Source organism: Candidatus Merdisoma sp. JLR.KK011, from assembly GCF_036941125.1.
GTDB lineage: Bacteria > Bacillota > Clostridia > Lachnospirales > Lachnospiraceae > Laedolimicola.
Window position 1 is genome coordinate 1,514,040 of record NZ_JAYWSZ010000004.1, and the last position, 14,676, is coordinate 1,528,715.

Here is a 14,676-nt window from a genome sequence, read left to right on the forward strand (position 1 = left end):
CAATGCGAAATCAGATGCGAAAGACAAAAGGATGCGAACTCATGGGCTTCTGACACCATATTTTCTTGAATAATCCACAGGATAGTGCTACAATACAAAAATAGGGCTGCTATGCCCCCAAAACGAAAAAACAGGAGTTTAGTTGGATGAGTATATTAACGAAAATGTTCGGAACCCACAGTGAGCGTGAGTTAAAGCTGATTTATCCGACAGTTGACAAGATAGAGGCTCTGCGGCCTGCTATGATGGAGCTGTCCGATGAGGAGCTTCGAGGGAAGACAAAGGAGTTCAAAGAGCGTCTGGCAGAAGGGCAGACACTGGATGATATTCTGATAGAGGCGTTTGCTGCCGTGCGGGAGGCCGCAAGGCGTGTTCTTGGGATGGAGCATTACCGTGTTCAGCTGATCGGTGGAATCATTCTTCACCAGGGCCGTATCGCCGAGATGAAAACAGGTGAAGGAAAAACATTGGTGTCTACCCTTCCGGCTTATTTGAATGCGCTGGAGGGAAAGGGCGTTCATGTAGTAACGGTCAACGACTATCTGGCGCACCGTGACGCAGAGTGGATGGGCAAGGTTCACGAAGCCCTTGGCCTCACCGTAGGCGTGGTGCTGAACAGCAATACCAACAACGAACGCCGGGCAGCCTACAACTGCGACATCACCTATGTGACCAACAACGAGCTGGGCTTTGATTATCTCCGTGACAACATGGTGATTTACAAAGAGCAGCTGGTACAGAGAGAGCTTCATTATGCCATCATCGACGAGGTGGACTCTGTACTCATCGACGAGGCCCGAACGCCCCTTATTATCTCCGGGCAGAGCGGAAAGTCTACGAAGCTCTATGAGATCTGCGACGCCTTGGCAAAGACTATGAAGCGCGGCGAGGCCAGCGGAGAATTCTCCAAGATGAACGCGATTATGGGTGAGGAAATCGTGGAGACAGGGGAATTTATCGTCAACGAAAAGGACAAGGTCGTAAATCTTACTGACGACGGCGTGAAGCGTGTGGAGCAGTATTTCCATATTGAGAATCTGGCGGATCCGGAGAATCTGGAGATTCAGCACAATATCATTCTGGCTCTGCGGGCCAACTATCTGATGTTCCGGGATCAGGATTACGTGGTGAAGGACGACCAGGTTCTGATTGTAGACGAATTTACAGGCCGCATTATGCCGGGCCGCCGTTATTCCGACGGACTGCATCAGGCAATCGAGGCCAAGGAGCATGTGAAGGTAAAGCGTGAGAGCAAAACTCTGGCGAATATCACCTTCCAGAATTTCTTCAATAAATATAACAAGAAAGCCGGCATGACCGGTACAGCGCTTACGGAGGAAAAGGAGTTCCGTGAGATCTACGGTATGGACGTTATCGAGATTCCGACCAACCGTCCGGTAGTCCGCCAGGATCTCCAGGATGCCGTGTACAAGACACGGAAGGAGAAGCTTCTGGCGGTGGTCAATGCCATTGAGGAGGCTCACAAGAAGGGCCAGCCGGTTCTGGTGGGCACCATTACCATTGAGGCTTCCGAGGAACTGAGCGTGCTTCTGCGCAGAAGGGGCATTCCCCATGAGGTATTGAATGCCAAGTTCCATGAGCGTGAAGCGGAGATTGTAGCGTTGGCGGGCCGCCACGGGGCAGTGACCATTGCCACCAATATGGCGGGGCGTGGTACGGATATTAAGCTGGACGATGAGGCCAGAGCAGCCGGAGGACTTAAGATCATCGGTACGGAGCGCCATGAGTCACGGCGGATTGATAATCAGCTCCGCGGCCGTTCCGGACGACAGGGAGATCCGGGTGTATCCCGTTTTTACATTTCCCTGGAGGATGATCTGATGCGTCTCTTTGGCTCTGAGCGTCTGATGAGCATTTTCAATGCTCTGGGTGTGCCGGAGAATGAAGAGATTGAGCATAAGATGCTTTCCGATGCCATTGAAAAGGCTCAGAAGAAGATTGAGAACAACAACTTCGGAATCCGTAAGAATCTGCTGGAATATGACCAGGTGATGAATGAGCAGCGTGAGATTATCTATGCGGAGCGCCGCCGGGTGCTGAATGGCGAGAGCATGCGTGATGCCATTTACAAGATGCTCACCGATACGGTGGAGAATACGGTGGATACGCTGATTGGAGATGACCAGGATCCGGAGGAGTGGGATCTGAAGGGATTGAACGAGATACTTCTTCCGGCCATTCCATTAAAGCCGATTACGCCGGACCGGGTAAGCGGTAAGAAAAAGAATGAGCTGAAGCATATGCTGAAGGAGGAAGCAGTCAAGCTCTATGAGCTGAAGGAGGCGGAATTCCCCAATTCGGAGATGCTCCGGGAGTTAGAGCGCGTGTTCCTTTTGAAGGTCATTGACCGGAAGTGGATGGATCACATTGACGATATGGATCAGCTGCGCCAGGGTATCGGCCTGCAGGCGTTTGCACAGAGAGATCCGCTGGTTGAGTATAAGCTCAGCGGTTATGAGATGTTCTCTGCCATGACTTCCAGTATCCAGGAAGAGACTGTGCGGATTCTCCTCCATGTACGGGTTGAGGAAAAGGCGGAGCGCGAGCAGGTGGCCAAGGTTACGGGAACCAATAAGGATACCAGCCTTGCCAAGGCGCCCAAGAAGCGCGAGAGCGAGAAGATCTATCCCAACGATCCCTGTCCCTGTGGAAGCGGCAAGAAGTATAAGCAGTGCTGCGGCAGGAAATAAAAATCATTACAGTGATCACTAAATTTCCGAATAAGGAAGAAGAAAATGGCCATACTCCTAATAAATGGAAATAGAAAGGGGTATGGTTATTTTATGTCTAAAACCAAAAAAGTAGATCTGAAAAACTTAGAGCCGGAGGAGCAGTTAAAATACGAGATTGCCGAGGAGCTGGGGCTGCTGGACAAGGTGGTTTCCGAAGGGTGGAAGTCTCTTTCCGCCAAGGAAACGGGACGAATCGGAGGCTTGATGACAAAGAAAAAGAAGGAAATGCAGGCAAAGCTTAAAAAGGAGGACGAAGAACGGGAATTGCTGATTGAGGAATTGCTGTGAGACGAGGAGAAATATCCCATAACAGCCTGATGTATGCAGGCCGCTATGAGATATTTTTTTATTTACAGATATTTGAAGCCCTACATCGACGGTGAATAATTTAAAGGCCTCCAATCCGGCTGTGCAGAATTCCTTATAATGCAGAAAGGACTGAAAATATGGAACCCTGCCTGTTTTTGGAAAAACCTTGCGGAACAATAACAAGATTTTAAATTAGAGACTTGCATAATTCCAAAGATATGGTATAATAAATAAATCCTAGTATAATAGTCGGAATTACACTGAATTTACCATAGAGAACTGGAGATGATAAACATGCTTGAAGTAAAGCACCTGACCTATGAGGTCATGGAAAACGGAGCAAAGCGCAGGCTGGCGGATGACGTGAGCTTTTCCGTGAAAGATGGGGAAATGCTTGTGATCACCGGCCCCAACGGAGGCGGCAAGTCCACCATTGCCAAGCTCTTGATGGGAATTGAAAGAGCGGACAGCGGCGAGATCCTTCTGGACGGCCGGAACCTTTCCGCCATGAATGTAGACGAAAGGGCCAATGCCGGTATCGGCTACGCCTTTCAGCAGCCCCCGGCCTTCAAGGGAATGACCGTGGAGCGTCTTTTGAATCTGGCGGCCGGAGAGCCCCTTCCGGAGTCTGTCTGCTGCGAGCTTCTAAGCAGCGTCGGCATGTGCGCCAGGGAATATTTAAAACGGGAGGCCGATGCCACCCTCTCCGGCGGAGAGCGCAAGCGGATTGAGATCGCCACCGTTTTGGCAAAGTCTCATAAGATCTGCATCTTCGACGAACCGGAGGCAGGTATTGATCTGTGGAGCTTTTCCATGCTGGTGGATCAGTTTGAGCGGATACACGAGAAAAAGAAGGAGAGCCTCCTTCTTATTTCCCACCAGGAGCGGATTATCCGCATGGCAGATCGGATTCTGGTGGTTGGCGACGGGCGTATTGAGGACGGAGGCAGCAGGGAAGAGATGCTGCCGAAGCTGTTCCCCGAGGAGTGCGGCTGCGCCTGCCGCAATGATGGTGCGGGAAGGGAGGAAGGAAGCTGTGAGTGTGAAGCTGGATGCGGCGGCAGATAAAGTATTGAAGGTGATTGACAAATCCGTGGCAGAGCAAAAAGGCGCTTACAACGTGCGCTACAACGGACAGCCTCTGTGCCACGGAGACAGTGAGCATATTAAGATACGCAGAAAAGAGGATAAGCAGGGAATCGACGTGTACATTGACAAGGACGCTAAGGGTGAGCAGGTACATATTCCTGTGGTGGTATCCGTGTCCGGTATGACGGACATTGTGTACAATGATTTTTATGTGGAGCCAGGCGCCGAGGTTGTGATTGTGGCCGGCTGCGGCATCCACAATTCCGGCTGTGATTCGGCAAGGCATGACGGGATACATGCCTTCCACATCGGAAAGGGCGCCAATGTGCGCTATGAGGAAAAGCATTACGGCGAGGGCGAGGGAAGCGGAGAGCGGATCCTAAACCCAGTGACGAAGATTTATATGGAGGAGGATTCCGTATTTACCTTGGATACGGCCCAGATACGGGGTGTGGATTCTACCGTCCGGGAGACAGAGGTGGTGATGGGAGCCGGAGCCAGGCTTCAGGTGACGGAGCGTCTGATGACCCACGACAAGCAGACGGCGGTTTCCAATATGGAAGTAAAGATGAACGGCGACGGAAGCTCGGCTCAGATTATATCCCGTTCTGTGGCCAAGGGAAGCTCCGTGCAGACCTTCCATCCCAAGGCAGTAGGCAATGCAGGCTGCCATGCCCATATTCAGTGTGATTCCATTATTATGGATCAGGCAGAAGTGTGCTCCATTCCGGAGATCAATGCGCGTCATATTGACGCCCAGATCATCCATGAGGCAGCTATCGGAAGAATCAATGACGAGCAGCTTTTGAAGCTCCGCAGCCTTGGGCTTACGGAGGAAGAGGCGGAAGCGGTGATTATTGAGAACTTTTTGCAGTAAGCGGCGTAAGGCTGTGTGCAGGGATTTATAAGAAAATGCTTTTACAGCGTGGAGCTTTTGCAGACAAAGGTGCCGCAAGAGATACAAATTCACAGAAATAGGATGTAAAAAGAGACTGTAGGTATATAAGCTTGATTGCGCTTCCACAGTCTCTTTTGATATTCTATTTGCAGGGTTACATAGACCTTTGAGGGGGGAAGGGGGAAAGTATCCTCCATTGTTCAGAAGGGCTTTCCCTGGGGTTTTCTAAGCTTCAGATGCTGAATCCCCAGAAACTGCCGGATGCACAGGCAGGCGGCGCCCAGAAGAATGGAGGTATCCTGCAGTCCGGAGGGAACCAGGATACAGTGCATCCGCATCCGGTTCTGAAGCCGGTCCTGGATCTGCCGCAGCACTTCCGGGAAATAGGTCGTAAAGGAGCTGTTGATCACGATCATATCCGGATTGAAGGTGTTCAAAAGGTTATTAATGCCGTAGGACATGTAGCGGATAAAGTCGTCAAGAAGGGAGAGAGCGTCGTCGTCCTGTTTGTGGCAGGCGGCTACAAAGGAGTCGATATCTGCGTGCTCCAGTCCTTTTAAGCCTGCAAACTGCGTCAAAATGGAGCGTTCGGAAGCGTACTGCTCCAGGCAGCCGGAATTGCCGCAGGGGCAGGGGCGCCCGTCGGGCTCTATGATGGAGTGGCCGAATTCTCCGGCATTTCCGTTGGCTCCTGTGTAGAGCTGATTGTTCATAAGGATTCCTACGCCGATGCCTGTGTGGATGCTGATTCCGATGAGGTTCGGCGTGTGGTAGTAAAAGGTGTGCTCTCCTATGACGGAAAGGTTGGCTTCATTTTCCAGATAGATGGGGATGCCGAATTCCTGCTCCAGTGCTTCCTGGAAGGGGAGCTGCTCGTAGGAGGAGTAGGGGGTAAAGGTCACCTGGTTTTCGTATACGGTTCCGTGGATGCCCAGGCCGATGCCTACTACACCGTAGGGGGTGGCTTCTAAGGATGCTGTCATGTCGCGGATTATGGTGATCAATAAGGGGATGATCTCTTCCCGTCCGGCATGGTTTGGGTATAGCTTTAAATGGCAGTTCTCTCCTTTTAGGTTGCAGATCATGGCGGAGATGGTGTTGGCGTTTACATCTATGGACAGGGCGTAGCCGCAGTTGGCGTGGAAGGCCAGCAGGATTGGTTTGCGCCCGAGTGAGGTGTTGTCGTTTCCGGCTTCGATTACGAGGTTTTGCTCTATGAGTTTTTGGACAATGGCGGAGACGGTGGCTTTGGTGAGGCCGGAGCTTTTGGCCAGGGCGGCCCGGGAGATGGTGCCTTCTTTTAGTATCATCTCTAGGATTAGATGGCTGTTCATGTCGCGTATGAGTTCTTTGCTTCCGGTTATCATAGTTTGGTCGTCACTTTCTTGAAGGATATCTATGTTTTAGTATAATACATGTTTGGGGTTTAGTAAATATGTAATGAGGATGGGGGAGTGGGGTCAGGCGCGAAATAAGCCCTCCGCCTTTTCCATATCTGTGTTCGGACGGTTCACGTACACGCTGTCTGTTCTGATCGTACATTGCCTTATAGGTTTGTGGGATGTTGTTTTTTGGGGAGGCAATGTTCGCTCAGAGCAGACAGCGTGTGCGTGAACAGCCGGACACTTGATATTGGAAAAGGCGGAGGGCTTATTTCGCGCCTGACCCTTGGGGACGGGAGGTTGTGGGTGGGAGGAGTTTAAGGAGATTGGAGGGGGCATTTTTGTGAGTGCGTAATTTTTTGGGGATTACTTGCCTTTGGGGGTGGCTGGTGGTACTATTATAGGGATTAGTTTAATGAGTGAATAAAGTGTGGGGCTGTTTGGGTGAGGGCGGGGAAGAGAAGGATGAGGGGGAAGGCAGATGGCAAAGAGAGATGAAAAGAAGAAGATGGCGGTGGTTTTGTTTGGGCTGCTGTTGATGGGGGTGGGGATTTATGGGCTGGTGGTGTTTTTGGGAAGGCTCCAGGTGACGGGTATGGATTCCCCTAAGAAGAAGGAGATTTATGGGTCGTATTATGTGTTGATTGAGGATGGGCATGACAGTACGCTGTGGGATTCGATTTATGAGGGGGCCAGGAGGGAAGGGGAAGAGAATTGTGACGCTTATGTGGAGTATCTGGGAAAAAATCTTACGGCTGATTATACGGTGCAGGATAAGCTGCGGATTGCGATTGATTCGGGGGTGGACGGTATTATCTTGAATGGGGGCAGCTCGGAGGAGACAGACCGCCTCTTGGAAGAGGCGGTGGGAAAGGGGATCCCGGTAGTGACGGCTCTTGACGACAGCGCCTACAATCTGAGGAAATGTTTTGTGGGGGTGAATAATTATATTCTGGGGCAGGAGTACAGCAGGCTCTGCTTTGAGCTTCTCTCGGAGAATCCCAGGGACAGCTGGGTGGCGGTTCTGATGGATTCTTCTTCTACCGGTACAGGGAAGAATACGATGTTCTGGGGGATGAGGGAGACGCTGGACGAGAAGATCCGGGAGACGGGTTGGGGCTATGAGATTAAGGTTCAGGCGGTGTCCATTGACAGCAGCAATGCTTTTATGACGGAGGAGACGATACGGAAGCTTTTGGTGACGGAGGAGGAGCATCCGGATATTCTGATTTGCCTCAGTGAGACGGATACGCGCCGGGCTTATGAGGCTGTGGTGGATTATAATAAAGTGGGGGAGGTACGGATACTGGGCTATTATAAGTCGGAGGGGATTCTGGATGCCGTTCAGAAGAAGATTATTTCCTCCACGGTGGTTGTGGACGGGGAACAGCTTGGAAGCTTCTGTGTGCAGGCCCTTACGGAGTATCGGGAGACAGGGTATGTGAATGGGTACTTTCCCATAGATACGTATGTGATTGACGAAAATAATGTGGGGCAGTATCAGCTGCCCTAAAGGCGTCCCGCCTGCATTTTTATAAAAGACCGGGAGTTATGTGTATGAAGAAATGGAAAAATCTGTCTATTCAGTTAAAGCTGATTGCGGCGTTCCTGCTTACTTTTTTTCTAATCTTTTTTGTGAATCTGATTTTATATGCCAATATTAATTTTATGTCGGGAAGAATCGACCAGGTTTACCAGAGCAACAGCAGCCTGAATGAGCTGTCGGAGGCTTTGAGCGCAGTGCACAGCAGTATGACGGAGTATCTCAATGTAAAAAGCTCGGACACGCTGGATTCTTATTACCGGAACAGTCAGGAGCTGAACCGGAGGCTTCAGGAGTTGAATACGGAGATCTGCAGCGACGAGCTTCTGATGATGGAGCGCAATATCCGGAATATGACTCTGGAATATCTGCATATTACGGACGAAGCCACACAGGCAAAAAGGGGACGGAACATTGAAAAATACCGTCTGCGCTATGAGGAGGCGGTGGAGCGGTTTGAGTATATCAATACTTATATTTACAGTCTGAACAACCGCAGATTTAAGACGAATACGAATAGCTACGAGGCCCTGGCCCTGGCGCTTAACCGGTCTGAGCTGGTGGGAACGGTGATTCTGGCGGCGGTGGGCGTGCTGATTACGGCTTTGATTTACGCCATTACCAAGAGCATTACGGGGCCCTTGAGCCATCTGGCCCGGAGAGCCAATGAGGTGGCGGAGGGAAATCTGGAAGTGGATCTGGTTCCGGTGCGGAACATGGACGAGGTGGGAATTGTGGCTACAGCCTTCAACCAGATGGTGGCCAGCATCCGCATTCATATGGAACGGATTAAGGAGAATATGGAGAAGGAAGCGGCTATGAAGGAGAAGGAGCTGATGATGGAGGGGCATTTAAAGGATGCGCAGCTTAAGTATCTCCAGGCTCAGATCAATCCCCATTTTCTGTTTAATACGCTGAACGCCGGAGCGCAGCTTGCCATGATGGAGGGAGCGGACAAAACCTGTCTTTTCGTGGAAAATATGGCCGATTTCTTCCGGTACAATGTGAAGAAGATCAGTCAGGACGCTGCCATACGGGAGGAGCTGGAGCTGGTGGACAGCTATCTCTATATTTTGAATGTGCGTTTTGGCGGGGAGATTCATTTTCGAAAGCAGGTGGACGAGACCCTTCTGGATCTGCGTGTTCCCAGTATGATCCTTCAGCCTATTGTGGAAAATGCGGCCAATTACGGCATCCGGGGCATTGACTGGGAAGGGTGGATTGAGCTCCTTGTGTACCGGGAGCCGGAGCGCATCTGCATTTCCATTCAGGACAACGGTGTGGGAATGAGCCGGGAGAAGATCCGGGAGATTATGGAAGGAGAAGTCCGGGAAGCAGATCTGTCCAGGAATTCTACAGGCATCGGCCTGGGGAATGTGATCAGCCGCCTGCGGCTTTATTATAACCGGGAAGAGGTTTTCGAGATTAGAAGCGACGGGGAAGGAAAGGGGACGCAGGTGCTCCTGTACCTTCCGGCGGAGGAGGAATGTTATGTATAAAGTTATGCTGGCAGACGACGAGGGGATTGTGATTGACTCTCTAACTTATATTATCCGTCAGAATTTTGACGGAGAATGCCAGGTGGAATCAGCCAAGACCGGACGCAGCGTCATTGAGCTTGCCGAGAGCTTCCGGCCGGACATTGCCTTTATGGATATACAGATGCCGGGAATCAACGGCATAGAGGCCATGAAGGAGATCAAGAAAAACAATCCCAATCTGATTTTTATAGTGATGTCCGCCTACGACAAGTTTGACTACGCCCAGGAAGCCATCAATCTTGGGGTTCTGGAATACCTGCACAAGCCGGTGAATCAGAAAAAGATTGTGGAAGTCCTAAAAAAAGCCATGGATATAGTGGATAATAGAAGGGAAAAGCGCAGCCGGGATCTGGAGACAAAGGAAAAACTGGAGATCGTGGTGCCGATGCTGGAGCAGGGCTTTATCATGGCAGGCCTTCTGCAGGCCCAGGACAGGCCGGGGCTTGAAAATTACAAAAGCCTTCTCGGCATAAGGAAAAGCCATATGTTTACCCTGGTTCTGGAATTCGGAGATGAGAAGAACGAACAGGGGGTTACGAACCCGGTGGGAGCCGGCGTCCGCCTCCAGGGAAGCTATCAGCAGGTGCGCAGCATTATCAAGGAATACTATGCCTGCTATGTGGGGCCGCTGATGAACAATCGTCTGGTGTGCTGCGTGCCCACAGACATGAAACAGGGAGACTATGAAAGCCGGGCAAGAGATGTGGAGCGGTGCCGCCGGATGATGGAGCAGATTTCCGATGCCTGCGGCCTGACCTGCCGGGTAGGCGTGGGAAGCATCCTGCCGGTGGACAAATTGGAAAAATCCTACGAGGACGCCTCCAAGGCTTTGGGCAATTCCGACGCAAGCGTGGCCCACTGCCGGGATCTGCCTATTTTCTGCGAGTATGAGGAGGACTATCCACTGAATCTCGAGGAACAGCTTTTTGACTGCGTAAGGGCCGGAAAAGGCAAGGAGGCCAGAAATGCGGCCGAAGCCTTCTTTGACTGGATGGCGGAAACCCAGACGGACTATATGCCGAATATCCGCTTAAAGGTGCTGGAATTTGTACTGTTTATGGAATATGTGGCCTACAAGAGCGGCGGCATGGTGTACCGTTTCCGGGACCGCTCGGAGTATCTCGATGTGGTGCGCACCGGATCTCTGGAGGAAATGCGCCGCTGGTTTCTGAAAAAAGCGGAAGAGTCGGCTGCAAATGTATCCGAAAAAAAGAAGGAATATTCCCATGAGATTATTGAGAAGGCCAGGGAATACATCAGCCGGAATTATAAGAAGGATCTGTCCCTGGAGAGCATGTCCAGAGAGATGGATATGAGTCCCTATTATTTCAGCAAGCTCTTTAAAGAGGTGACGGGGACGAATTTTGTGGAGTATGTGACCAGTATCCGCATCCGCCGGGCCAAGGAGCTTTTAAGAGAGGGTAAAAACTCCATGAAACAGATTTGCCAGGAGATTGGTTACGGGGATCCCAACTATTTCAGCCGTATTTTTAAGAAATGGACAGGCCAGACGCCCACGGAGTTTAAGGAGGGAAATGAGGAATGAGACAGATGATTGAACGGATGGGGGGAATTCTTGGGCTGGCTTTCTGCATGGCTCTGCTGTCCGGGTGCAGAGGCAGGGAAATGCAGACTGCCGGGGAGACAGCCCAAAAGGATGACCGGATTCACATAGGCTTAAGCTTTGACTCCTTTATCATTGAGCGGTGGCAGCGGGACAGAGATGCTTTTGTGGCAAGGGCTTCGGAGCTTGGGGCAGAGGTTAACGTCCAGTGCGCCAATGGAGAGGCGAAGGAGCAGGCGGCCCAGATAGAATATCTCATTGAGAAGGATATGGATGTTATTGTCATTATTGCCACGGATTACAATGCGCTGAGCGAGCCGGTGCGCAAGGCGAAGCGAGAGGGCGTCAGGGTGATTGCTTATGACCGTCTGATTAAGGATGCAGATGTGGATCTGTACATCACCTTTGACAATGAGCGTGTGGGAGAGATGATGGCGGAAACCATTTTGGCGCGGACTCCGGAGGAGGGAAAGATATTTATGATGTGCGGCTCTCCCGAGGACAACAATGTCTCTCTTGTGATGGAGGGCTTTCACGGGATGATTGACCGGACGGATCGGGTGGTTGTGGAGACGGCTTATGCAGACAACTGGCTCTCGGAGATTGGATTTTACCAGGTCAGCGCCTACCTGGACAAAGGAGGGGAGGCGGACGCCATTATGTGCGGAAATGACGATATCGCAAGCCAGGTGATCCGGGCCCTGTCCGAGCGGCGGATGGCCGGCGAGGTCTGTGTGGTGGGACAGGACGCAGATCTTGGAGCCTGTCAGAGAGTGGTGGAGGGAACCCAGGCCATGACTGTCTATAAGCCGGTAGAAAAGCTGGCAAGGCGTGCGGCGGAATGTGCGGTAACCTTGGCAAAGGGGGAGGAGCTTAAGACAGCCGGAACCTTTTTTGACGGCGCCCAGGAGGTTCCCTACATCGGCCTGGAGCCTGTGGCCGTGACAGCCGCCAATATGGATGTGATTATTGAGGACGGGTTTCATATGAGGGAGGATATTTATCTGAATGTGGGAGAGTAAGGCTGGTTCTGCCCGGCGTGTCCGGAAGAAAGCTGGACGACAACGATCAAGTTCTGGTAGAATATGAGGGAGGGGCGGCGGGAGCCGACTGGACCAGTCCAAGGATGCCCATTGGGATGTAAGAAAAGCAGCCTGGTCAAGGTTGTGAGACAGGGAAGGAGAATGTATTTATGGAGATGAATTTGAGAAAAGGGATTTGTGCGGCGGGGAATTTGCTGGTGGATGTTACTTATCCGATTGAGCGGTGGCCTAGGCAGAGTGAGCTTACGACTATTACGGAGGGGATTACGCGTTCGATTGGAGGGGCTGTGTGTAATGTGATTACGGATTTGGCAAAGCTGGATCCGGAACTGCCGTTGGAGACTCTGGGGGTTATTGGGGAGGATCCGGATGGGGAGTTTATTCTGGAGCAGCTGGGTGTTCATAAGAATGTGGATATTAATCTGCTGAAGCGGAAGGGGAAAACTTCTTTTACGGCTGTGATGAGTGATAATAATACAAAGAAGCGGACGTTCTTTCAGTATCGGGGGGCGAATGCTTTGTTTGACGAGAGTTGTGTGGACTGGGATCAGATGAGGTGTGAGCTTCTTCACGTGGGGTATATTCTTTTGCTGGATGCGCTGGATCAGAAGGATGCGGAGTATGGGACGAAGATGGCAAGGCTTTTGGCGGAGGCGAAGCGGCATGGGATTAAAACTTCTATTGATGTGGTGTCTGAGTCAGGTGACCGGTTTAAGACTCTGGTGCCTCCGGCTTTGAAGTATACGGATTATTGTGTGATCAATGAGCTGGAAGCTCAGCAGATCACAGGAGTGCTTCTGCGCGATGAGGAAGAGCGGCTGTATACGGAGCATATGGAGGAAGCCCTTCGGAAGATGAAGGAGCTGGGAGTTTCTGTATGGGCTGTGATTCACTGTCCTGAGGGCGGCTACGGACTGGATGAGAAGGGGAATTTTGTGTGTCTTGACAGCTTGAGCCTTCCAAAGGGCTATATCAAGGGAACTGTGGGAGCCGGGGATGCCTTTTGTGCAGGCGTTCTCTATGGCGCACAGAAACAATGGTCTCTTGAGGAGAGCATCCGTCTGGGAGTCTGCACGGCAGCCGCTTCCCTGTCCGAACCGGGGGCGACGGAAGGAGTGGGAAGCCTGGAAGACGTGATGAAGCTTGAGGGATATTACAGAATTTAAAATAAGGAGAACGATATGAAAGCAGTGATGTACGGCGCCGGGAATATTGGCCGGGGCTTTATTGGTATGCTATTTTCGGCATCCGGATATGAAGTAACTTTTATTGATGTAGCGGAGAATCTGATCGATGCCTTGAACCGTGAAAAGAAATACCCGGTCCGCATAGTCTCTAATGAGGGCTTTGAGGACATAGAGGTAGAGCATATCAGCGCAGTAAATGGGAATCATACAGGGGCGGCAGCGGAGGCCATTGCGGAGGCGGATATTATGGCGACCGCTGTGGGCGTTAATATCTTAAAATATATCGTGCCGAACCTGGCAGCAGGAATCCGCAGCAGAATGGAGAAGGGCGGCGGCCCTTTGAATATCATTATCTGTGAAAATCTTATAGACGCCGACAAGCTTCTGGCAAAGCTTATCAAGGCAGAACTGACAGAGACGGAGCAGCTTTGGTTTGACAAAAATATCGGCCTGGCAGAGGCCTCCATCGGCCGCATGGTCCCGGTACAAACCGAGGAGATGAAGGCTGGAAATCCCTTAAGGATCTGTGTAGAGCCATATGATTTCCTGCCCGTAGACAAAGCTGCCTTCAAGGGAGAGATGCCTAAGATCAAGAATATGGTGCCTTTTGAGCCCTTTGATTTTTACATCAAAAGAAAGCTCTACGTCCACAACATGGGCCATGCCGTCTGTGCCTATCTTGGGTTGTACACCCACAGGGATTATATTTTCGAGGCCATCGACGATGCCGACATCCAGAGCATCGTACAAAACGCCATGCTGGAAAGCGCCATAGCCCTCACCCACAAATATCACATGCCCACAGAAGATCTGGTCAGGCACTTCCAGAATCTCCTGTACCGTTTTACCAACCGGGCCTTAAAAGACACCTGCAGACGCGTAGGCGCAGATCCCAGGCGGAAGCTGTCGCCGGCGGACCGCCTGACAGGAGCCTCTTTGTTATGTCTGGAGGGAAGCATTTCACCTGTCTTTATCAGCATTGGAACGGCTGCGGCTGTCTACGAGTACATTCGTGAAAACAGCCTGCCCCAGAGCGCAGAACAGGCCGGAATGGTTCTCGAAGACGTATGTGCATTGGAAAAAGGCCATCCTCTGTACGATTATGTCCTGCCCGTCTATCAGCTGTTCCTGGACGGCGTAAGCATCCGGGAGATCCGCCGGTTTGCAGAAGGCCTGAGGGAAAAAGGACAGAAGGCAGTTATCTAAAAGGGATTGCCTGCATGCAATGCCGTTCTTATCCATGTCAGGCTGATCATTTATAAGGCTAAGGGTTTGGCGATTTGCATAAAAAGTTTCAGGTAAATTTGTTGACATTTCATAATTGACAGAGCGGCATAATCGTTGTAGTATAACGACAGAGCTTGTGA

11 protein-coding genes are annotated in these 14,676 nt (G+C 51.2%); 10 read left to right on the forward strand and 1 reads right to left on the reverse strand.

Annotated elements, in window-relative coordinates; all coding sequences use genetic code 11:
• Positions 1-146 precede the first annotated feature (146 nt).
• From secA to VV089_RS21160, 4 genes are all read left to right on the forward strand, one after another.
• A complete protein-coding gene (gene secA, locus VV089_RS21145) occupies positions 147-2,711 on the forward strand; it encodes a preprotein translocase subunit SecA (RefSeq protein WP_172543253.1) in 2,565 nt (854 codons plus the stop codon).
• Positions 2,712-2,804: 93 nt separating this feature from the next.
• Entirely contained in the window at positions 2,805-3,041 is a 237-nt protein-coding gene (locus tag VV089_RS21150; RefSeq protein ID WP_172543254.1) for a small, acid-soluble spore protein, alpha/beta type, read from the forward strand.
• A gap of 315 nt (positions 3,042-3,356) precedes the next feature.
• Positions 3,357-4,130 carry an ABC transporter ATP-binding protein gene (locus tag VV089_RS21155; protein WP_334337277.1) on the forward strand — a complete coding sequence of 258 codons (774 nt, stop codon included), beginning with the start codon at positions 3,357-3,359 and terminating at the stop codon, positions 4,128-4,130.
• Positions 4,072-5,028 carry a SufB/SufD family protein gene (locus VV089_RS21160; protein WP_442891607.1) on the forward strand — a complete coding sequence of 319 codons (957 nt, stop codon included), beginning with the start codon at positions 4,072-4,074 and terminating at the stop codon, positions 5,026-5,028. Before VV089_RS21155 ends, VV089_RS21160 begins: the two co-directional genes overlap by 59 nt.
• 221 nt (positions 5,029-5,249) lie before the next feature.
• On the opposite strand, the gene VV089_RS21165 is transcribed toward VV089_RS21160, so the two are convergent.
• Complete coding sequence (locus VV089_RS21165) at positions 5,250-6,416, reverse strand: ROK family transcriptional regulator (protein WP_334337279.1); 1,167 nt, start codon at positions 6,414-6,416, stop codon at positions 5,250-5,252.
• Positions 6,417-6,912: 496 nt separating this feature from the next.
• Between VV089_RS21165 and VV089_RS21170 the strand changes: the two genes are divergently transcribed.
• The 6 genes from VV089_RS21170 (at position 6,913) to VV089_RS21195 (ending at position 14,515) form a co-directional block, all read left to right on the forward strand.
• Positions 6,913-7,944, forward strand: a complete 1,032-nt coding sequence (locus VV089_RS21170) for a substrate-binding domain-containing protein (protein WP_334337280.1) — start codon at positions 6,913-6,915, stop codon at positions 7,942-7,944.
• A 44-nt stretch (positions 7,945-7,988) separates the two neighbouring features.
• On the forward strand, positions 7,989-9,473 hold the full coding sequence (locus VV089_RS21175) for a sensor histidine kinase (protein WP_334337281.1): 1,485 nt from the start codon (positions 7,989-7,991) through the stop codon (positions 9,471-9,473).
• On the forward strand, positions 9,466-11,061 hold the full coding sequence (locus tag VV089_RS21180) for a response regulator transcription factor (RefSeq protein ID WP_172543259.1): 1,596 nt from the start codon (positions 9,466-9,468) through the stop codon (positions 11,059-11,061). Before VV089_RS21175 ends, VV089_RS21180 begins: the two co-directional genes overlap by 8 nt.
• On the forward strand, positions 11,058-12,101 hold the full coding sequence (locus VV089_RS21185) for a substrate-binding domain-containing protein (protein WP_334337282.1): 1,044 nt from the start codon (positions 11,058-11,060) through the stop codon (positions 12,099-12,101). Before VV089_RS21180 ends, VV089_RS21185 begins: the two co-directional genes overlap by 4 nt.
• Before the next feature lie 170 nt (positions 12,102-12,271).
• The gene (locus VV089_RS21190; RefSeq protein ID WP_334337283.1) at positions 12,272-13,288 is read left to right on the forward strand and encodes a carbohydrate kinase family protein; all 1,017 of its coding nucleotides are present in this window, start codon (positions 12,272-12,274) and stop codon (positions 13,286-13,288) included.
• Between the two features lie 15 nt (positions 13,289-13,303).
• Complete coding sequence (locus tag VV089_RS21195) at positions 13,304-14,515, forward strand: mannitol dehydrogenase (RefSeq protein ID WP_334337284.1); 1,212 nt, start codon at positions 13,304-13,306, stop codon at positions 14,513-14,515.
• The last annotated feature ends 161 nt before the right edge of the window (positions 14,516-14,676 follow it).